The 21514-nt window shown below is 46.2% G+C and carries 16 protein-coding genes and 3 pseudogenes; 12 read left to right on the plus strand and 7 right to left on the minus strand.

What is annotated here, in order from left to right:
- Nucleotides 1-198 precede the first annotated feature (198 nt).
- Together NXX38_RS25405 and ppk1 are read right to left on the minus strand one after the other, a co-directional pair.
- Nucleotides 199-2449: pseudogene (locus tag NXX38_RS25405) on the minus strand (anion permease).
- Nucleotides 2450-2807: 358 nt separating this feature from the next.
- Nucleotides 2808-4984 (minus strand): annotated as a pseudogene (gene ppk1, locus NXX38_RS25410) (polyphosphate kinase 1).
- Between the two features lie 55 nt (nucleotides 4985-5039).
- Here ppk1 and NXX38_RS25415 point away from each other — a divergent pair.
- The 3 genes from NXX38_RS25415 (at nucleotide 5040) to rfbB (ending at nucleotide 7720) form a co-directional block, all read left to right on the plus strand.
- Complete coding sequence (locus tag NXX38_RS25415; protein WP_148365048.1) at nucleotides 5040-5537, plus strand: metallophosphoesterase; 498 nt, start codon at nucleotides 5040-5042, stop codon at nucleotides 5535-5537.
- 152 nt (nucleotides 5538-5689) lie between these two features.
- Nucleotides 5690-6559 carry a glucose-1-phosphate thymidylyltransferase RfbA gene (gene rfbA, locus NXX38_RS25420; RefSeq protein ID WP_074559082.1) on the plus strand — a complete coding sequence of 290 codons (870 nt, stop codon included), beginning with the start codon at nucleotides 5690-5692 and terminating at the stop codon, nucleotides 6557-6559.
- A 21-nt stretch (nucleotides 6560-6580) separates the two neighbouring features.
- Nucleotides 6581-7720: a dTDP-glucose 4,6-dehydratase gene (gene rfbB / locus NXX38_RS25425; protein WP_148365049.1), complete on the plus strand. Its 1140-nt coding sequence runs from the start codon at nucleotides 6581-6583 to the stop codon at nucleotides 7718-7720.
- Between the two features lie 83 nt (nucleotides 7721-7803).
- Here the strand turns inward: rfbB and NXX38_RS25430 are convergent, their stop codons facing one another.
- Nucleotides 7804-8697 carry a 1,4-dihydroxy-2-naphthoate polyprenyltransferase gene (locus NXX38_RS25430; RefSeq protein WP_258981583.1) on the minus strand — a complete coding sequence of 298 codons (894 nt, stop codon included), beginning with the start codon at nucleotides 8695-8697 and terminating at the stop codon, nucleotides 7804-7806.
- An 88-nt stretch (nucleotides 8698-8785) separates the two neighbouring features.
- On the opposite strand from NXX38_RS25430, the gene NXX38_RS25435 reads away from it, so the two are divergent.
- Nucleotides 8786-9847: a metallophosphoesterase gene (locus NXX38_RS25435; protein WP_258981585.1), complete on the plus strand. Its 1062-nt coding sequence runs from the start codon at nucleotides 8786-8788 to the stop codon at nucleotides 9845-9847.
- On the opposite strand, the gene nadD is transcribed toward NXX38_RS25435, so the two are convergent.
- The 3 genes and pseudogenes from nadD to NXX38_RS25450 form a co-directional block, all read right to left on the minus strand.
- Nucleotides 9782-10417 carry a nicotinate (nicotinamide) nucleotide adenylyltransferase gene (gene nadD / locus NXX38_RS25440; RefSeq protein ID WP_258981587.1) on the minus strand — a complete coding sequence of 212 codons (636 nt, stop codon included), beginning with the start codon at nucleotides 10415-10417 and terminating at the stop codon, nucleotides 9782-9784. The two genes, NXX38_RS25435 and nadD, sit on opposite strands and share 66 nt — an antisense overlap.
- An 18-nt stretch (nucleotides 10418-10435) precedes the next feature.
- On the minus strand, nucleotides 10436-11002 hold the full coding sequence (gene gmk, locus NXX38_RS25445) for a guanylate kinase (RefSeq protein ID WP_234133018.1): 567 nt from the start codon (nucleotides 11000-11002) through the stop codon (nucleotides 10436-10438).
- Nucleotides 11003-11045: 43 nt separating this feature from the next.
- A pseudogene (locus NXX38_RS25450) lies at nucleotides 11046-11926 on the minus strand (YicC/YloC family endoribonuclease).
- An 89-nt stretch (nucleotides 11927-12015) separates the two neighbouring features.
- Between NXX38_RS25450 and tsaB the strand changes: the two are divergent.
- From tsaB to rseP, 7 genes are all read left to right on the plus strand, one after another.
- Entirely contained in the window at nucleotides 12016-12705 is a 690-nt protein-coding gene (gene tsaB, locus NXX38_RS25455; RefSeq protein ID WP_148365054.1) for a tRNA (adenosine(37)-N6)-threonylcarbamoyltransferase complex dimerization subunit type 1 TsaB, read from the plus strand.
- A gap of 36 nt (nucleotides 12706-12741) precedes the next feature.
- Nucleotides 12742-13353, plus strand: a complete 612-nt coding sequence (locus NXX38_RS25460) for a DUF4290 domain-containing protein (RefSeq protein WP_148365055.1) — start codon at nucleotides 12742-12744, stop codon at nucleotides 13351-13353.
- A gap of 124 nt (nucleotides 13354-13477) precedes the next feature.
- Complete coding sequence (gene murA / locus NXX38_RS25465) at nucleotides 13478-14782, plus strand: UDP-N-acetylglucosamine 1-carboxyvinyltransferase (RefSeq protein WP_004306881.1); 1305 nt, start codon at nucleotides 13478-13480, stop codon at nucleotides 14780-14782.
- The gene (gene rimM / locus NXX38_RS25470) at nucleotides 14779-15321 is read left to right on the plus strand and encodes a ribosome maturation factor RimM (RefSeq protein WP_258981592.1); all 543 of its coding nucleotides are present in this window, start codon (nucleotides 14779-14781) and stop codon (nucleotides 15319-15321) included. The genes murA and rimM overlap by 4 nt, the downstream gene beginning before the upstream one ends.
- Nucleotides 15322-15396: 75 nt before the next feature.
- Nucleotides 15397-16257 carry a M23 family metallopeptidase gene (locus tag NXX38_RS25475; protein ID WP_258981593.1) on the plus strand — a complete coding sequence of 287 codons (861 nt, stop codon included), beginning with the start codon at nucleotides 15397-15399 and terminating at the stop codon, nucleotides 16255-16257.
- Between the two features lie 14 nt (nucleotides 16258-16271).
- A complete protein-coding gene (locus NXX38_RS25480; RefSeq protein WP_258981594.1) occupies nucleotides 16272-17441 on the plus strand; it encodes a 1-deoxy-D-xylulose-5-phosphate reductoisomerase in 1170 nt (389 codons plus the stop codon).
- Between the two features lie 129 nt (nucleotides 17442-17570).
- Nucleotides 17571-18926 carry an RIP metalloprotease RseP gene (gene rseP / locus NXX38_RS25485; RefSeq protein ID WP_148365057.1) on the plus strand — a complete coding sequence of 452 codons (1356 nt, stop codon included), beginning with the start codon at nucleotides 17571-17573 and terminating at the stop codon, nucleotides 18924-18926.
- Between the two features lie 171 nt (nucleotides 18927-19097).
- On the opposite strand, the gene NXX38_RS25490 is transcribed toward rseP, so the two are convergent.
- On the minus strand, nucleotides 19098-19979 hold the full coding sequence (locus tag NXX38_RS25490) for a hypothetical protein (protein ID WP_148365058.1): 882 nt from the start codon (nucleotides 19977-19979) through the stop codon (nucleotides 19098-19100).
- A gap of 188 nt (nucleotides 19980-20167) precedes the next feature.
- Between NXX38_RS25490 and NXX38_RS25495 the strand changes: the two genes are divergently transcribed.
- Nucleotides 20168-21505, plus strand: a complete 1338-nt coding sequence (locus tag NXX38_RS25495) for a DUF5690 family protein (RefSeq protein WP_195650045.1) — start codon at nucleotides 20168-20170, stop codon at nucleotides 21503-21505.
- Nucleotides 21506-21514: the final 9 nt, after the last annotated feature.

The following is a 21514-nucleotide window of genomic DNA, read 5'->3' on the forward strand; positions in this document are numbered from 1 at the left end:
TCAATTATCTTATCGACTATAAATATACAATTTTACCAGATCAAATACTAAAGAGTAGAGCTTTTTTTAAACCTATTTCTGAAAAAGAAAGGACTGTTTGACACCCCTTACTTATGTAAACAGGGTCTATCAAACAGTCCTTTCCTTGCAGATTATGATTCGTCCATTTTTCAGTGGACAATCCTTGTTTTTTTGTCCTTACGGCATTTCTGTTTCCATCTGGAATTTACGGCTTACTTTCATCAAATTGATGGTGTAAGTGACTACGTTCTGTGCTTCCTGAACCATCGTGAGATACACCATGCTCACCCGGATACTTCCTGATTGGCTTTGAATACGTTGCAGTTCCTTACGTTTCAATACTGAAAGTTGTCCGTTGAGGTCGTTGGCACGACGGATTTCTTCTTCGAGGTCATTGTACTCGTTGTTTTCCATTTTCTTACGACACTGCTGAATCAGATAGGTGATATCTTCGGTCACATCGCTGAATTCGCCTTTCTGAATGGCATCCAATGGGTTGAAATTGTTGTCGGTATGTTCGAGGCAAGGTTCACAGAGGCGGGAAATACTGTAGACCAATTCGCTGGCGAAGTCGTTGCCTTGATAGTAATAAAGTCCTTTTTCGAGTACGGTGTTATTATCGAGACGGCACATAGCGACGGTGCCCGAACGTTTCATCTGTTTGATGAGCTGTTTCTCAAATTTAGTGGACCCCATGGCGCGACGTAATCCTCGCAGATTTTCATGAAGGAATGAAGTGACAGTCAGTTCGAAATTTGTTTCTGCGTATTCCAATACTTTGGAAAGTTCTTCGCGGGTGTGCTTACGCATCAGTTGCAGGGCTTCTGTACTGTCTGTGGCTTGCATCAGTTGTTTCAGCGTTTCGTTACCTTGTTCTTTCGCTTTGCGTTTCTTGTACATCACCTGACTACGGATCAAGATGAATACAGCTATACCGATGAGGGCGATGATTGAGATGTTGCCTCCATAATGGAGTACGAGAGCTACGAAGAAACAGATGGTGAAGGCGGCTCCGGCAGTGATGAACCAGCCTCCGATGACGCTTAATACGCCGGTGATACGGTAAACGGCTGAATCACGCCCCCAGGCGCGGTCGGCCAGGGAAGTACCCATAGCTACCATAAAGGTTACGTAAGTGGTGGAAAGGGGAAGTTTCAGGGAGGTTCCCAAGGCGATGAGCAGGCCGGCCAATACCAGGTTGACAGAAGCGCGGACAAGGTCGAAAGCGGCTCCGTCGGCTATGATTGCTTCGTCTTTGCGGAAGCGGGAATCAAACCATTTTTTGCTGCCGTCCGGCATTATTCGGGAGATTCCGTTGGCAAGTGTCATACTGATGCGGACTACTGTGCGGGCGATCGGGGTGCTTCCGAATGCTTCTTCTCCTTCATCTTGACGGGAAAGGTCGACAGATGTTTTTATTACGGCGTGTGCTTTTTTAGAGGTGCAGAGGGCGTAGACCATGACGGCTCCGGCTCCGATAAGAAAATACCACGGGGTTTTAGCGGGGCCCAGCAAAGAGGTCATCAGGAAGCCGTTCGGATTTCCTGCTCCATTGGCGGTATAGTCCATAAAAGAGGAGAAACCTGCGAGGGGAACACCGATAAAGTTGACAAGGTCGTTACCGGCAAAAGCAAGGGCAAGGGCGAAGGTTCCCATCAGTACGACGACTTTGAAAACATTGATTTTCATCCAGTGAAGGATTTGCATCAGTACGGTGGAGAATACAAAGAAAACGGTGATTAGCATCAGGGTGTTGTCTTGTATCCAGTGTTTGTTTTCGGGAGTCATGGAAGGAGCTGTCTTTCAGTCCTTTGATGAGCATGAAGTAGATGATGGCAGTAGTGGCTACTCCTCCAAAGAGGGCGATGCTGTATTTCATCTTTTTCGTATAGTTGAAGGTGAAGATCACACGGGCAAGCCACTGTACAAGCATTCCGAAGAAGAAGGCGATAGCGACGGAGACGAAGATCGCCATAATGACGGAGAGGGCTTTGTCGGTGTTGATGAGGTCTCCCAAAGCAAGGGTGTCGCTATTGTGTACTTTGATGAGGGAAAGGGCGAACGTTCCTCCAAGTAGCTCAAAGACTAATGATACGGTGGTGGAGGTGGGCATCCCCATAGAGTTAAAGACGTCCAACAGTACTACGTCGGTCAGCATGACGGCTAGCAGAATGCACATGATTTCGGCAAAGTAGAAGTGCTCTGGTTGGTAGATGCCGTGACGAGCGATGTCCATCATTCCGTTGGACAGGGAGGCGCCGATGAAAATGCCGATGCCGGCTATGAACAGGATGGTTTTGAACGAAGCGGCCTTGGCGCCTACCGCCGAGTTCAAAAAGTTGACTGCATCGTTACTGACTCCGACTATCAGATCGAAAACAGCTAGTACAAAGAGGAAGATGATAATGCATAAATAAATAGTCTCCATAATAAATATATGTGTATGTTGTTTCCGGCTGCAAAGGACGGGATTTGACGTTGCAGGGAGGTGTCATATATGTTACATTTATATTACAATCGTCTTTCTTTTGTCTTGAAACAAAAGAAAGAAGCAAAGAAAAATTCAAGGCTGACTTTTTTCTCCTACTCGCTCCCTGCACTGCGCTAAAGGGCAGAAACTCGCTACGCTCAAACAGTCTGCCCTTTTTGACGCTCCGCTACGGGAGCTCGCTTGACGGAGAAAAAAGTAGGCCGGAGAGGCGTGCGGGGGGCTGCAGGTTGCCGGGCTTGGGGCACGGGTATGGGATTCTTATGTTAGTTAGTTAGTCAGTTAGTTGGTTGGGGTGTTAGTTATTTGTTTTGTTTAGCCAGTCATAGAAGGTGTATTGGGCTCGTACAGCGGGAGTGCCGGGCGTTCTTTTTTGAAGATGTTTCGCAGGTTGTTGTCTACCCAACAGGCTTTTTGGTTGTCGGAGAGCTGGATGTTGAGCATTTCGATGAGGCCGTCACGCAGGTCGGGGGAAAGAATGGGGGTGACGGCTTCGATGCGACGGTAGAGGTTACGACGCATCCAGTCGGGGGAGCCCATGAATACTTTGGGTTTGCCGTCGTTACCGAAATACCAGATACGGGCGTGTTCGAGGAAACTGTCTACAATACGGGTGACACGGATGTTACGACTGTATGACTGTCCGGGGATGAGGCAACAGATTCCACGAACGATGAGGTCGATTTGCACGCCGTGTTCGGATGCTTCGTAGAGGCGGTCGATCATGGTGGGGTCTTGAAGGGCGTTCATTTTGAGGATGATGCGTCCTTGCTTGCCTTGATCGGCGAGGGCTATTTCACGGTCGATGAGGCGGTTCAGCTCCGGGATGAGGTTGAAGCGGGCGACGAGAAGGGTGGTGAACTTCGGGTCTTCTTTGCCTTGCAGGGTGCGGAAGAGGTTATAGAGGTCGGCCACTATCTTCGGACGGCAGGTGAAAAGGCCACAGTCGGCGTAGAGAGTGGCGGTCTTTTCATTAAAGTTACCGGTGCTGATATAGGCGTAGCTGGGTATTTTTTCACCATTCGGTCCGCGGCGGCGGATAAGAGCTACTTTGGCGTGTACTTTCAGACCGGGTATGCTGTATATTATTTTAATGCCGGCGGCTTGCATCATTTCGGCCGTGGCAAGGTTGTTTTCTTCGTCGAAACGGGCTTTCAGTTCCACAAATACAGTGACTTTCTTGCCGTTTTGGGCGGCGGCTATCAGGGTGTTGATGACGGCGGAGTTTTCGGCTACGCGGTATTGGGTTACCATGATTTCACGGGTTTCCGGGTTGTGCACGGCTTCATATAAGAAATGGATGAAGTGCTCGAAAGAGTGATAAGGGTAATATAATAACAGGTCCTTCTTGGCGACGTGGTTGAAGATGGATTCTTTTTCGTCAAGGATAGTCAGCTTCATTGGCTTCGGTTTTTCGAGGCTGTGAAGAGATTTGTTCGGGTTGGGAAGATGACGCAGGTCTTCAAGATTCAGGTGCTTGTCGCCGGGGACAAGTTCATCGCGCTGAATATGGAAGGCGTCTACCAGAAAGTCCAGAAAGTCATGAGGCATACCACGGTCGTAGACGAAACGGCAGACGTCACCGATCTTGCGTTTCTTCACTTTCTTCTTGAGTTGGGCAACGAGGTCGGCACTGCTGGCGGTGTCGTCAATCAATATGTCAGCGTCACGGGAGATTTTGATGCAGTAGCTGGAATCAACGTCGTAACCGGGGAAAATCAGGTTGAGGTTTGCCTTGATTATATCTTCGGTAAACATCAGGTAATGATTTTTCTCGCGGGATGGAAGTTCGATGAAACGGGGTACTTTGGCGTAGGGCTGCTTCATTACGAAGTAAAGGGGCTGCCGATATTCTGTTACATTTGTATCTGCTCCATCACTTTTTCTTCGAGTTATGCGTTCTTCTGTATATTTTTCTTTGTTAATAGATTCTTCTGTTTTTTCTTTATCTTCTTTCCTTTCGTCTTTTGCTTCTTTCTTCGGATAGACTCGTATCGCCAGATAAAGTCGGTTATCTCGTAGGAAGGAGACTATTTTATCTTTGGATACAGGCACAGGTTGCAGGTAGGGAAAGATTTCTTCCCGGAAAAAGTCTTTAATAAACTGCTGGTGGAACGGTTCGACATGGCTGTCCTGATAAAAAATAATGTGGTTTTTGCGCAGGGCAGGTAATAGTTTCTCTTCATAAATGCGTACACGGTCATCCAACTGGCGAGTGACTTCTTTATTGATTTCTTCTACCAGTTCACGGGCGGATTGTACGGTTTCTTCATCGCTTTCCGTAGCACCGGAGGCAACTGCTTTATGATCGGCTACCCGGATTTTGTAGAATTCTTCGAGGTTGGAAGAGTAGATAGAGATGAAGTTGATACGTTCGTAGAGCGGCAGACGCTCGTCCAGAGCCTCCAACAATACGCGATAATTGAATGAGAGCCAACTGATATCTCGCTTGAAATAATTATATTTGCTTTCCATGTGCTTTAAGATTTTTCCAAATATAGTATCTTTGTGGGATTAAACAAAGAAATTTATGACAAGAATTGGATTATTATCTGATACTCACGCTTACTGGGACGAGAAATATCTGGAATATTTTGAACCATGTGACGAAATTTGGCATGCCGGAGACATCGGTTCGCCGGAGGTAGCGGAAAGGCTAGCCGCCTTCCGTCCATTCCGGGCGGTATATGGAAACATTGACGGGCAGGAAATCAGAAAGCTGTATCCGCAAATAAACCGTTTCACGGTGGATGGTGCAGAAGTACTGATTAAACATATCGGCGGTTATCCGGGGAAATACGACCCTTCCATCATCGGCAGTCTGATGACACGTCCGCCCAAACTTTTTATCAGCGGACATTCTCATATATTAAAGGTGAAATATGATAAAACGCTGGATATGCTACATATTAATCCCGGAGCTGCCGGCATGTCCGGTTTCCACAAGGTGCGAACTTTGGTACGTTTTGTTATCAATCAGGGGGCCTTTCAGGACTTGGAAGTCATCGAGTTGGCGGACAAGTTGTAATACTGTGCCAATATGATAATGTGATAATGTGCCAATTTGCTGAGTTATCACTTAATTGACACATTACCATATTGAAATATTAGCAAATTATTTTTGTCCTTTCAGATTTCTTTCCGACCTTTGCACACTGTTAATGAATAACTCAGACGAACATGAAAGGAATTATTCTAGCCGGTGGTAGTGCCACCCGACTTTATCCGCTCTCCAAAGCGATTTCCAAACAAATCATGCCTGTGTATGACAAGCCGATGATTTATTATCCGTTGTCAACACTTATGTTGGCAGGAATACGCGAAGTGTTGATTATTTCGACTCCACGCGATTTGCCGATGTTCCGCGACTTGTTGGGAACGGGTGAGGAACTGGGTATGTCTTTCTCCTATAAAATTCAGGAACAACCTAACGGACTGGCACAGGCTTTCGTATTGGGAGCCGATTTCCTGAACGGCGAACCGGGCTGTCTGATTCTTGGGGATAATATGTTTTACGGACAGGGCTTCTCCGCCATGCTCCGCCGGGCTGCCAATATAGAAAAGGGCGCCTGTATCTTCGGTTACTACGTGAAAGACCCACGCGCTTATGGTGTAGTGGAATTTGACGAACAGGGAAAAGTGATTTCACTGGAAGAAAAGCCGGAAGTGCCGAAAAGCAATTATGCCGTTCCGGGACTTTATTTCTACGATGCCAGTGTGACAGAAAAAGCAGCGGCTCTTCGTCCTTCAGCACGTGGAGAATATGAGATAACAGACCTGAACCGTCTGTATCTGGAAGAAGGTACATTGAAAGTGGAACTTTTCGGACGCGGATTTGCATGGCTCGACACGGGTAACTGTGACAGTCTGCTGGAAGCTTCCAACTTCGTGGCCACTATTCAGAACCGGCAAGGTTTCTACGTCAGCTGCATTGAAGAAATAGCCTGGCGTCAGGGATGGATTCCGACGGAACAGTTGCTTCTACTGGGTCAAAAACTCGAAAAAACCGAGTATGGGAAGTACCTTATCGAATTGGCTAAACAATCCTAAAATCAACATAAAGAATAAAATATGAAAACTTATCTAGTGACCGGTGCCGCAGGATTTATCGGGGCAAATTACATCAAGTACATCTTAGCCAAACATAACGACATCAAAGTCGTGATATTGGACGCTTTGACGTATGCAGGTAACTTAGGAACGATTGCCAAAGACATCGACAACGAACGCTGTGTCTTTATCAAAGGAGACATTTGCAACCGCGATGTGGTAGACGGTCTTTTTGCTGAGTATCGTTTTGATTATGTAGTGAATTTCGCTGCCGAGAGCCACGTGGACCGCAGCATTGAAAATCCGCAGCTGTTTCTGATTACCAACATTCTCGGAACACAGAACTTACTGGATTGTGCACGCCGTGCATGGGTAATGGGGAAAGACGAACAAGGATATCCGACTTGGAGAAAAGGTGTACGCTATCATCAAGTATCTACCGATGAGGTGTATGGTTCATTGGGAGCCGAAGGATATTTCACAGAAACAACTCCGCTTTGCCCTCACAGCCCGTACAGTGCTTCTAAGACAAGTGCAGACATGGTGGTAATGGCTTACCACGACACTTATAAAATGCCGGTGACGATTACCCGTTGCTCCAACAACTATGGTCCGTACCACTTCCCGGAAAAATTGATTCCGTTGATTATCAAGAATATCCTCGAAGGAAAGCATCTTCCCGTTTACGGTGACGGTAGCAATGTGCGCGACTGGCTTTATGTGGAAGACCACTGCAAAGCAATCGACCTCGTTGTGCGTGAAGGTCAAGACGGAGAAGTGTACAACGTTGGCGGACACAACGAGAAGACAAACCTCGAAATCGTGAAACTGACAATTTCGACTATCCACCGTCTGATGGCAGAAAATCCCGAATATCGTCAGGTTCTCAAAAAGAAAGTGAAAGACGAAAACGGCGATATTTCAATCGACTGGATCAACGAAGATCTGATTACTTTCGTCAAAGATCGTCTGGGACACGACCAACGTTATGCTATCGACCCTACCAAGATAACAAATGCCTTAGGATGGTATCCCGAAACTAAATTCGAAGTCGGCATCGTAAAGACAATCGAATGGTATTTAGCCAACCAAGCTTGGGTGGAAGAAGTTACCAGTGGAGATTATCAAGGTTACTACGAAAAGATGTACGGGAAAAATTAAGAATTAAAAATTGAGAATTGAAAAATAATACTATTGCACAGCATTATAAGCGCAGCCATTTCTCAATTTTTAATTCTCAATTCTCAATTTATCAACATTCCTATTGCAATAAGAATACCCATAAGCAGCATATTACGCGAAGTCTCGCCTAATATGCTGTTTAATTTTTTACCGCTGTATATTTTCACCATCCGTTTCCAGGTAAGGAAATGAGGGATCAGATAAAGTTGTGGAAGAAAAGCGGCGTAGAAATGACCTTCACGGAGGAAACACAGGCAGAGAAGAGAAGCAGTAATCCCCAACATCAAATAAAAATAGCGACCGAATTTCTCGCCGAAACGAACGATCACTGTCCTTTTTCCACTGCGTGCATCCGCTTCGCGGTCACGATAATTATTGACTACCAACAAGGTATCGATAAGCAGTCCGCAGATTAAAGAGGCAATAGTGACATCCGGTGTCCAAGTTAGCGCCTGTACGTAATATGTTCCGCCTACGGGTACAAAGCCGAAGAAGACAATCACCAATACATCGCCCCAACCGTTGTAAGAAAGAGGATAAGGACCGGTGGTATAAAGAAAGGCAAATAACACACAAAGCACTCCTACGATCATCAATTCCCACCCGGCAAAAAAGAGTAACGTACAGCCGATAAGGCAGGCAAGAGCAACCGTAATAATAATCCCGGTTTTCATCGCTTGCGGAGAAATCCATCCTTGCGCACAAGCACGTTCGGGACCTAACCGGTCTTCCCGGTCTGTTCCTTTGAGGAAGTCGAAAAGGTCATTGATGAAATTAGCGGCAATCTGCATCAGACTTGCAAACAGACAGCAGATCAGTGCAGGCAACCAGTGAAAACGTCCGTCCATTGCAGCAAGAGCAGTACCGATCATAACCGGGGTTATGGCCCCTGTCATCGTTTTGGGACGTGCAGCTAATATCCATGCTTGTAGCGAGTTACGCTTTACTTCTTCCATACTTTAATATATTATAAATAGTTTTGACGGACAAAGATACATGATTTTTCGTATCTTTGCACCCCGAAAAACTTCAAACTAAGAGAAGATGAAGAAAATAAAAATAATCTACCCTGTTATCCTGTTGACATTACTTTTGTTGGTTTCCTGTAAGTCGAAAAAGAATATGGTGGCTACCTTGCCACGCCCTGTTTTAAATTCAGATTCTATTTATCCGGATACGGCTAATGCCATAGCCGGGGTATTCTCCCCCGACCACTCACAACTCAAAGAACTGAATATTTCTAAAAACAAAAAGCAGAATACAAAGAAAAAGACTTCTACCGATACACACGAATCGTCAGACCTGGTACTGCGGGGAACAAAAATTACTTCTTCCAACGTAAATGTATCTTCTGTCTATACAGGAGTGGATCGTGTAGTAAAATATGACTTTACCCACCGCGATGTTCCCGAAGCCTTTGAAGGTTTCCGTATCGCTTTCATTTCCGACTTACACTACAAAAGTCTGCTGAAAGAGAAAGGGCTGAACGACCTTGTCCACCTGTTGATTGCTCAAAAGGCTGATGTGCTTCTGATGGGTGGTGACTATCAGGAAGGTTGTGAATATGTGGAACCTTTGTTTTCTGCGCTGGCACGCGTAAAAACACCGATGGGAACTTATGGAGTAATGGGCAATAACGACTACGAACGTTGCCACGATGATATTGTGAATACAATGAAACACTACGGAATGCGTCCGTTAGAACATGAAGTAGATACGCTTCGTAAAGACGGGCAGCAAATCATTATCGCCGGAGTGCGCAATCCTTTTGATCTGGGGCGCAACGGAGTATCGCCTACTCTGGCACTCTCTCCCAAAGATTTTGTCATCTTACTGGTTCACACCCCGGATTATATCGAAGACGTTTCAGTAGCTAACACCGACCTTGCCCTGGCAGGACACACCCACGGCGGACAAGTCCGTGTATTCGGAGTTGCCCCGGCACTTAACTCACACTATGGCAATCGTTTCATCACGGGACTGGCATATAATTCTGCAAAAATACCTTTGATTATAACAAACGGAATAGGAACCTCCAAATTACCGATTCGCGTCGGCGCTCCGGCAGAAATCATCGTTATTACTCTTCATCGATTGACAGAGTAAACTGATAGTCTCCCAGACCTTTGGATGCACAAAGTATCGAACATCTTTCCCTGCATCCAGTGCTTCTCGAATAAAAGTAGAACTGATTTCAAATACAGGGGAATGAACGAGACGCACCGTTTCCGGCAATTCCTCTTCTTTGACGGGAAAACCGGGACGGGGGTAAATAAGAATCTGATTCTCTTTTATGATACGTTCGGACTGATACCAATATCCAAAACGTTCCCAATTATCGGAACCGATAATGAAATAAAACTCGCGGTCGGGAAATGCCTCGCGCAGTTTCTCCAACGTATATACGCTATATGAGGGACGAGGCAAATGAAACTCAAAATCTGAAGCCTGAAAACGAGGATAGCCACTGATACTCAACTTTACCAGTTCGAGACGTAATTCATCATTCCATAACTTCTCCTGTGCTTTCAAAGGGTTCTGCGGACTCACCATAAACCAGATCTCATCCAACCCTTCACACTCGCAAAGATAATTGGCTAAAGCAAGATGCCCGATGTGAATCGGATTGAATGATCCGCTGAAGATTCCGGTTTTCTGTTTTTTCATTTGTATCATCCCGCCCTAGTAGTTCTCCTACAAATTCAGAAACTCTTTGATTACTTTCAAAGCTTCCGCTTTAGCAGCCTCCAAATCGTCATTGACAATCACACAATCGAATTGCGGAGCAAAACCCAATTCATATTCCGCTTTAGCGATGCGACTTTCAATCACTTCCGGCGCATCCGTTCCGCGTCCTTCCAACCGACAGCGTAATTCTTCCACCGAAGGCGGCTGGATAAACACCGACAACGCACGATCACCATAAAACTTCTTGATATTGCATCCGCCAACCACATCTACGTCAAACACCACATTCTGACCCGCTTCCAATTGCCTTTCTACCTGCGCTTTCAGCGTTCCGTAATAACGGTCCTTATACACCTCCTCATACTCCAGAAATTCGTTGTTCTCAATGCGTTGGCGAAATTCTTCCGGTGTAAGGAAGAAATATTCAACCCCATGCTGCTCCGTTCCACGCGGAGGACGGCTGGTAGCAGAAATTGAAAACGCTAAATTCAAGTTCCGCGTCAGCAGATAATTGATAATAGTAGATTTGCCCGAACCCGACGGAGCAGAGAAAATAATTAGCTTACCGGTCATAAGTTTAATGAAGAATTAAGAATTAAAAATGATAGATACTGTTTTACATCACGTTCAGCACCTGTTCCTTAATCTGTTCCAGTTCATCCTTCATCTGAACTACGATCTTCTGCATTTCAGCATGATTGGACTTGCTGCCTAACGTATTGATCTCCCGACCCATTTCCTGGGCGATAAAACCAAGCTTTTTACCTTGTCCGCTACCCCTTCCATCGTACTGATGAAATATTTCAGATGGTTGCTAAGGCGTTGTTTTTCTTCGTTGACATCCAGCTTTTCGATGTAGTAAATCAACTCCTGTTCCAGACGATTCTTGTCATAGTCTACGCTTAACGTCTTTTCGAGAGCATCAGTGATGCGTTCCTTCACTTTCTCTACACGTTCTTTCTCGTAAGGAGCAATCTGTTCGAGCAAGCTGTTGATGTTGGCAATCTTCTCACGGAACTTCTTCTCCAATGCAGCCCCCTCCTGTTTGCGGAAATCAACCAAATGACTGATGGCTTCAAGTATGGTAGCGTGCACCACGCTCCATTCCTCTTCCGTCAGTTCCTGAATTTCCGTTTTCGTCATCACGTCCGGCATGCGGAGTAATAGTTGGAGCCAGTCTTCCGGTGCGGGACAAGGAATCCCCAGTTCGCGACTTATCGAATCCAACTGGCTATAATAACTTTTCAGCAGCTCCTTATTGATGGGAGCAGCATCCGCGCCCTCCTTCTTCTCTATCCACAGGCTGAAGTCAGCTTTTCCACGTTCCAGAACTTTAGAAATCTCATTACGGATTTCAATCTCTTTTTCACGATACGCCGGAGCGATGCGAGTGGACAAATCCATTGCCTTGCTGTTGAGCGACTTGATTTCTACATTTATTTTTTTATCAGGAAGTTCGGCCGTAGCTTTACCGTATCCTGTCATAGACTGTATCATAACCTTAAAGTTTTGTGCAAAAGTACACGAATATTTTAAGAATTGGAAATAATCATGTAAATTTGCGACAATTTAATAAGCTGATTTTTATGTCGTGTATACTGAATATTGAAACCTCTACCTCTGTTTGCTCGGTAGCGGCCAGTCAAGACGGACAGACGATTTTTGTGAAAGAAGACTTGAAAGGCCCTTCACACGCCGTGTCTTTAGGAGTTTTTGTAGATGAAGCATTGTCGTTCATAGACAGTCATGCCATCCCTTTGGATGCCGTTGCAGTGAGCTGCGGACCGGGTTCGTACACCGGGCTCCGAATCGGGGTTTCTATGGCGAAAGGAGTTTGTTACGGGCGCAATATCCCCTTAATCGGTATCCCGACGCTGGAAGTATTGAGTGTTCCGGTGCTGTTGTATCACGACTTGCCCGAAAATGCTTTGCTTTGTCCGATGATCGACGCCCGCCGCATGGAAGTATATGCAGCCGTTTATGACCGTCGTCTACAAGTGAAACGTGCAGTTGCCGCCGACATCGTAGATGAGAACTCTTATCTGGAGTACTTGAACGAACAACCGGTTTATTTCTTTGGAAACGGAGCCGACAAATGCCGCGGACAGATTACGCATCCGAACGCACATTTTATCGACAATATCCATCCGTTGGCTAAAATGATGTTCCCACTGGCAGAAAAAGCAGTGGCCGATGAAGACTATAAAGACGTGGCTTACTTCGAACCTTTCTACCTGAAAGAATTCGTTGCCTCCATGCCGAAAAAACTTCTTTAATTTTTTAATTTTTAATTCTCAATTTTTATTTAATAAATGCAATACAATACTCAACAGAAAAGAATGCCGCTTCCCGAATACGGACGTAGCATCCAGAACATGGTAGATTATGCGTTGACCATTCAGGATCGTGCAGAACGTCAGCGTTGTGCCAACACCATCATCAACATTATGGGAAATATGTTCCCCCATTTGCGTGATGTACCCGATTTCAAGCACAAGCTTTGGGACCACCTGGCTATCATGTCCGGTTTTGAGCTGGATATTGACTATCCGTATGAAATCATCCGCAAGGACAATCTGGTGACCCGCCCGGACCATATCCCCTACTCCACTGCCCGTATGCGTTACCGTCACTACGGACATACGCTGGAAATACTGATAAAGAAAGCGATCGAATTCCCCGAAGGAAACGAAAAGAGAAACCTGATCGCCCTTATCTGCAACCACATGAAGAAGGATTACCTGGCATGGAACAAAGATACAGTGGACGACAAAAAAATTGCCGAAGACCTGTACGAACTGTCCAACGGGGAACTCCAAATGACCGACGATATCGTCCGGCTGATGGCAGAACGCCTGAACCAGAACTACCGTCCGAAGACGAACTATACCAACAATCGTCAGAACAATAAGAGAAGATATTAAAATAAGTATTAGGTATTAAGTATTAATCGAGGTTGCTTATTGGCGTTTGAGACTTGATACTTAATACTTGATACTTAAAATTGATAATTGGTGTTTAATACTTGATACTTAATACTTAAAATTAATGGCTTCATTTGTGATTGAGGGAGGACATCGGCTTTGCGGAGAAATTCATCCGCAAGGAGCTAAAAACGAAGTTTTGCAGATAATCTGTGCCACGTTGCTGACTGCAGAGGAAGTAACGGTGAACAATATACCTGACATTCTTGATGTCAACAACCTGATTCAGCTCTTGCGGGAGATGGGAGTAACGGTTGCAAAGAAAGGCATTGATTCTTATAGTTTTAAAGCAGAAAATGTAGACCTGGCTTATCTGGAAAGCGATGAATTCCTGAAGAAATGTTCCAGTCTGCGAGGCTCTGTGATGCTTATAGGTCCCATGGTGGCACGTTTCGGCAAGGCATTGATTTCCAAGCCGGGAGGAGATAAAATCGGTCGCCGCCGTTTGGACACTCACTTTGTAGGTATTCAGAATTTAGGGGCGGACTTCCGCTACGACGAAGGGCGGGGTATCTACGAAATAACGGCCGACAGACTTCAGGGAAGCTATATGTTACTGGACGAAGCATCTGTCACCGGAACAGCCAACATCGTCATGGCTGCCGTGCTTGCTAAAGGTACTACCACTATTTATAATGCCGCTTGCGAACCTTACGTGCAACAACTCTGCCGGTTACTCAACCGGATGGGAGCCAAAATCAGCGGTATCGCATCCAACCTGCTCACCATCGAAGGTGTGGAAGAGCTGCACGGCACGCAACACACCGTACTGCCTGACATGATTGAAGTCGGCAGTTTCATCGGCATGGCGGCAATGACGAAAAGCGAAATTACCATCAAGAATGTTTCTTACGAGAATCTTGGAATCATCCCCGAGAGCTTCCGCCGCCTGGGCATCAAGCTCGAACAGAGAGGAGACGATATTTACGTTCCCGCACAGGAAACATACCAGATAGAATCATTTATCGACGGCTCCATCATGACGATAGCCGACGCTACCTGGCCGGGACTGACTCCCGACTTGCTAAGTGTAATGCTCGTTGTAGCCACACAAGCCAAAGGCAGCGTACTGATTCATCAGAAAATGTTCGAAAGCCGCCTGTTCTTTGTGGACAAGCTGATCGACATGGGTGCACAGATCATTCTCTGCGACCCTCACCGCGCCGTAGTCATCGGACACAACCACGGCTTCAAGCTGCGCGGTACCCGCCTGACCTCACCGGATATACGTGCCGGTATCGCCCTTCTGATTGCTGCCATGAGCGCCGAAGGAACCAGTACCATTAGTAACATCGAACAGATAGACCGTGGTTATCAGAACATCGAAGGACGTCTGAACGCTATCGGAGCCAGAATCACCCGGATATGATAAAGAAAGAAGAAGTATACAAGATAGGATTGTTCAATAAACCGCACGGCATTCACGGCGAATTGCAGTTTACCTTCACGGACGACATTTTCGACCGTGTCGACTGTGATTACCTGATATGCCTGCTCGATGGCATCTTCGTGCCTTTCTTCATCGAAGAATACCGTTTCCGTTCAGACTCCACCGCCTTGGTAAAACTGGAAGGAGTCGACAGTGCCGAACGTGCCCGAATGTTCACCAACATTGAAGTCTACTTCCCTGTGAAACACGCAGAAGAAGCGGAAGACGGCGAACTGTCCTGGAACTTATTCATCGGTTTCCGGATGGAAGACATCCATCACGGACTTCTGGGAGAAGTAATAGACGTAGATACCACTACGGTAAACACCCTTTTCGTGGTTGAAGGAGCGGAAGAAGAGGAACTGCTCGTTCCCGCCCAGGAGGAATTTATCGTAGGAATAGACCAGAAACAGAAACTCATCACGGTGGAACTTCCCGAAGGGTTGCTCAATCTGGAGGAATTGGAAGATGACCGGTGAGAACGAATCAAACGATGAGCCGCTCATCCACTGAAAATAGTAAATAGTAAATCGTAAAAACAGTAAATACCCGAGATGCCAAAGAGAAGACGAAGTAAAGCTTTCTGGAAAAATTTCAAGTTCAAGTATAAACTAACGATCGTTAATGAAAATACACTTGAAGAAATTGTCGGACTTCGTGTATCCAAGCTCAATGGACTTTCCGTATTACTTTGCGTGCTGGCAGTGCTTTTCCTGATTGCTTCCTGCATCATCACCTTCACCCCGCTGCGCAACTACCTCCCCGGATACATGAACAGTGAAGTCCGTACACAAATCGTGGACAATGCCCTGCGTGTAGACTCTTTGCAACAAGTGCTCAACAAGCAGAATCTTTACATTATGAACATTCAGGATATCTTCAGTGGAAAAGTACCCATCGACAGCGTGCAGACTCTCGATTCGCTGACCGCTGCCCGCGAAGACACACTGATGGAACGTACCAAACGTGAAGAAGAATTCCGCCGTCAGTATGAAGAGAATGAAAAATATAACCTGACCTCCATCACTTCCCAACCGGATGTGACCGGACTTATTTTATACCGTCCGACACGAGGCATGGTGTCCGACCACTTCAATGCCGAAAAGAAACATTACGGCACCGACATCGCCGCCAATCCCAACGAAAGCATACTGGCAACCATGGACGGAACCGTCATCCTAAGCACATACACCGCCGAAACGGGTTACCTGATTGGCGTACAACATAACCAGGATTTAATTTCAATCTATAAACACTGCGGCTCCCTCCTGAAAAAGGAAGGTGAACGCGTAAAAGGAGGCGAAGCCATCGCTCTGGTAGGAAACAGCGGCACACTTAGTACAGGGCCGCACCTCCATTTCGAACTTTGGTATAAAGGTCATCCGGTAAATCCCGAAAAATACATCGTATTTTAAGTGATAATAGAAAAATGAATATAGAGACTAACAAAAAGAAAAAACAAATAGCTATCCTAGGTTCAACAGGCTCCATCGGGACACAGGCTCTGCAAGTCATCGAGGAACATCCCGACCTGTACGAAGCCTATGCGCTGACAGCCAACAACCGCGTGGAACTACTGATTGCCCAGGCACGGAAGTTCCAGCCGGAAGTGGTAGTGATAGCCAACGAAGAAAAGTATTCCGAACTGAAAGAAGCATTGAGCGACCTGCCCATCAAAGTGTACGCAGGCACAGACGCTATCTGTCAGATTGTAGAAGCAGGTTCCATCGACATGGTGTTGACAGCCATGGTCGGTTATGCCGGACTAAAACCAACCATCAACGCCATCCGCGCCAAGAAAGCGATTGCGTTGGCCAATAAAGAAACATTGGTAGTAGCGGGTGAACTGATTAATCAGTTGGCACAACAATATCGCACTCCGATTCTGCCGGTAGACTCTGAACACTCTGCTGTTTTTCAGTGTTTAGCAGGAGAAGTGGGCAACCCGATTGAGAAAGTGATATTGACAGCCTCCGGAGGTCCGTTCCGCACTTGCACCTTGGAACAGCTGAAATCCGTCACAAAGACGCAAGCCTTGAAACACCCCAACTGGGAAATGGGAGCAAAAATAACAATCGACTCCGCTTCCATGATGAATAAAGGTTTTGAAGTGATCGAAGCTAAATGGTTGTTCGGTGTGCAGCCCAGCCAGATCGAAGTGGTGGTACATCCGCAATCAGTCATCCACTCGATGGTGCAGTTTGAAGACGGAGCTGTCAAGGCACAACTTGGGATGCCAGATATGCGCCTGCCCATCCAGTACGCATTCTCTTATCCCGACCGTATCAGTTCTTCTTTCGACAGGCTCGATTTCTCCCAATGCACGAACCTGACGTTTGAGCAACCCGATACGAAACGGTTCCGCAACCTGGCACTCGCCTACGAAGCGATGTATCGCGGAGGGAATATGCCCTGTATCGTCAATGCTGCCAATGAAGTAGTGGTAGCCTCTTTCCTGAAAGACGGCATCAGCTTCCTCGGCATGAGCGACGTGATAGAGAAAACAATGGAACGGGCTACCTTCATCGCCAATCCGACATACGATGATTATGTAGCTACGGATGCGGAAGCAAGGAAAATAGCAGCCAGTCTGATATAATCCGCTTCATCCCATTGATGAACAAAGAAAATAAAGAAATTGATTAGTATTAATATAAATTGAAAATAGCCTTTATATCCTCTCTTCGGTAGAGAATTCGTTGAAGGCTTTAAACTGTAAATAGACTATATGGAAACATTTTTGATTCGTGCCCTGCAATTGATTATGAGCTTATCCTTGCTCGTTATCATTCATGAAGGCGGGCATTTTCTTTTTGCCCGTTTGTTTAAGGTGCGTGTAGAAAAATTCTGCCTATTTTTTGACCCTTGGTTCACCCTTTTTAAGTTCAAACCCAAGAAAAGTGACACAGAGTATGCAGTAGGTTGGTTGCCATTGGGCGGTTACGTCAAGATAGCCGGTATGATTGATGAGTCAATGGATACCGAGCAGATGAAACAACCCGAACAACCGTGGGAGTTCCGCTCCAAGCCGGCGTGGCAACGTCTGCTAATCATGGTGGGTGGCGTACTGTTCAACTTCCTGTTGGCACTGTTCATCTACTCCATGATTCTTTTTGCATGGGGCGACCAGTATATAAAGGTACAGGAAGCTCCTCTGGGTATGGAATTCAACGAGACCGCCAAAGCGGTAGGTTTCCAGGACGGTGATATCCTCCTTTCTGCCGACGGTGTTCCTTTCGAACGTTATGACGGCGACATGTTGAGCCAGATTGCCGATGCACGCGAAGTAAGCGTCATCCGTAACGGAGCAAAAGCCTCCGTCTATATTCCGGAAGACCTGATGCAACGCCTCTTGGCAGACAGCGTCCGTTTCGCCTCTTACCGTTTCCCGTACGTTATAGACAGCGTAATGGTGAACTCTCCTGCCGCACAAGCAGGAATCCAGGCAGGTGACAGCATCATCGCCCTGAACGGAACCCCCATCTCTTTCTCCGACTTTAAAGAAGCGATGGCAGAACGTAAGAAAAACGAAGCAACCCTGCTCAAAGACAGCATAGATCCGCGCCTAATCACGCTGACTTATGTGCGTAACGGTGCAACAGACACACTAAGTATGCGTGTAGACTCCGCCTACCTGATGGGTGTAACCGCCTGTCTCGTCACAGACCGTCTGCTCCCTATGGTAAAAAAAGAATATGCCTTTTTTGAATCCTTCCCCGCAGGTGTCTCCCTCGGTGTGAAAACCCTGAAAGGCTATGTAGGAAACATGAAATACCTCTTCTCGAAAGAAGGAGCCAAACAGCTAGGCGGCTTCGGAACGATCGGCAGCATCTTCCCCGCTACCTGGGACTGGCATCAGTTCTGGTATATGACAGCCTTCCTTTCCATCATTCTGGCTTTCATGAACATCCTCCCTATCCCCGCATTAGACGGTGGACACGTGCTCTTCCTCTTCTACGAGATGATAGCACGCCGCAAACCGAGCGACAAGTTTATGGAATACGCCCAGATGACCGGTATGATTCTACTCTTCGGTCTGTTGATATGGGCTAACTTCAATGATATTTTGCGATTCTTCTTCTAGTGAGCGCAACAATAGAAAGTATACACAAAGAATAAGAGGAATATAATTTAGGCACGGATTACACAGATTACACGGTTTTAGTTTAAAAAAGACCGCGAAATCTGTGTAATCCGTGCCTAAATTATATCAATGCAGATGTTTTGACAGCTCTTTTTTTATTGTTGTTTGTCTTTAAATCTTCAACATCTTCTTCTCTCTCTCCAAATCCGTCTCATCCAACTTAGGTGAAGGTACCGTGCACGTTTTGATATAATCCCCCTCCTGACACGTATAATTATAGTACACCTCCAATTCCGGAGTCAATTCCGCCCGCGGAACCAGACACCCTTCCATCTCCAGAAACTGATTAACATCCGTACTATCCGACTGTTTCACCAACACAATACGACGCGCAATCGGATTATGATTGTAGTCCAGACAGAGATAAAGCCCTTTCAGCATATTCGGAAACTCATAATGCGGAAGTTGCAGGTAAATAGTCACCAGCGCAAACTGTGGCAAATCCCTTTCGTTGAACATCAGGTAAGAGTTCTGATGATTACTGATAATCCCGCTCCCCCAATGCACCGACTTATACGCATTAATCATCCCCACTTTCACATACTCATTATTCTCGGAAGCACCAATCATGTACGGCTCGATCTTCAGGCTATCCGTAGAAGACGACAAACTGTAACTAAGATACATACCGCTATAATTATACACCTCCTGCACAGACTCCTTCGCCTCCTTCCCCAGCAACTTGATAAAAGAGTTGCCACTCTCCGCCTCGCTCTGCACGTCCGGTTCCATCTCCTGAAGCAACAGCCTCACCGATCCCACATTATTTAATAAGCGTTTCTTAGAAACATTATTCACCAGCGCCAAAGCCTCATCCAGCGCCTCGTCCGGTGTACGTGTTTTCAATAAGTCGATATAAGCGGGAAGCACACTCGAATACAAAGCAGACAACACACTCGGAGCCATATCCACCCGGTCGGCAATTTCTTTCATCTTCACCCCGTTGTTGCGCAGGTACTCTATTCTTTTATAAATATCCGTAAGTTCGTCCATGATTTTTCGGTCTATTAATTGATTCCGTTGCAAAGGAATGACTAAAGTATTATGTTTGTATTGCATGAATATTACATTAATATTTCAGTACACAGAAAGGCACATATATACAATATGATTCATTGAAATTCATTTTTTCACTCGTTCCGGCACCCTACTTTTGCACCGGAAACAAAAAAAATAGCATTATGAATTTCAAAGAAAAACTGTCGCCTTCGGCCCAAAAGAAACTTTCCGATTTACTCTTTATCCTTTATGCGGGAGGAGCGGCACTGCTGTCCTATTCATTAGTCTACGCACTACGCAAACCGTTCACCGCCGCCACATTCGACGGCATGGAACTATTTGGTATGGACTATAAGATAGCCACCAGCATCATCCAGATATTCGGATATATGGTATCCAAGTTTATCGGGATCAAACTTATTTCCGAACTGAAGAGAGAAGGCCGCCTGAAATTCATTCTTGTTTCTATTTTAGTGGCCGAACTCTCTTTGGTTCTTTTCGGATGCCTGCCCCGCCCGTTCAATGTGTTGGCGTTGTTCTTCAACGGACTGTCACTTGGCTGTATGTGGGGAGTCATCTTCAGTTTCCTCGAAGGACGCCGGGTGACGGATCTGCTCGCTTCCCTCTTCGGACTCAGTATCGCAGTCAGTAGCGGCACAGCCAAATCCATCGGACTTTTCGTTGTCGACACCCTGCACGTCAGTGAGTTCTGGATGCCTGCACTGATCGGTGCGGTAGCATTGCCCCTGCTGGCAGGACTGGGCTATATCCTCGATCACCTGCCCAAACCGACTGCCGAAGACAAAGCGCTGCGTGTGGAACGTGTCACCCTCGACAAGCAACAACGTTGGAACCTGTTCCGCAGCTTTGCTCCCGTATTGACACTGCTTTTCTTCGCCAACCTCTTTCTCACCGTTTTGCAAGATGTCAAGGAAGACTTTCTGGTGAAAATCATAGACGTCAATGCCGCCGGACTTTCCCCGTGGGTATTCGCCAAAGTGGACGGCGTGGTCACACTGATTATCCTGGCCATTTTCGCCACTCTGGCAGTAATAAAAAGCCATATCAAAGTACTTTCCGTCCTATTAACCCTTGTCATTGCCGGAGCAATCACACTTAGTACTGTAGCATTCAACTATCACACCCTGCAACTTTCTCCGCTCGTTTGGTTATTTATCCAGAGCCTCTGCCTCTATTTTTCCTACTTGAGCTTTCAAACCATTTTCTTCGACCGCTTCATCGCCTGTTTCCGCATCAAGGGAAATGTAGGTTTCTTCATAGCGATGGTCGACTCTATCGGCTACACAGGCACAGTGGTGGTATTGGTAGTGAAAGAATGTTTCAACCCAGATTTGAACTGGCTGGAGTTCTACAATACAATGGCAGGGACAGTAGGAATCGTCTGCACCTTCGCATTTACCTTAGCAATGATTTATCTGACACAAAAATACAGAAAAGGGAAACAGGGTGAAATACGCGGGAACGAATCCTGCCCCGTCCCCTCCCTCGCTTCTTATTAATTTCCGACG

The organism is Bacteroides sp. BFG-637, assembly GCF_024793605.1.
GTDB classification, from domain to species: Bacteria; Bacteroidota; Bacteroidia; order Bacteroidales; family Bacteroidaceae; genus Bacteroides; species Bacteroides vicugnae.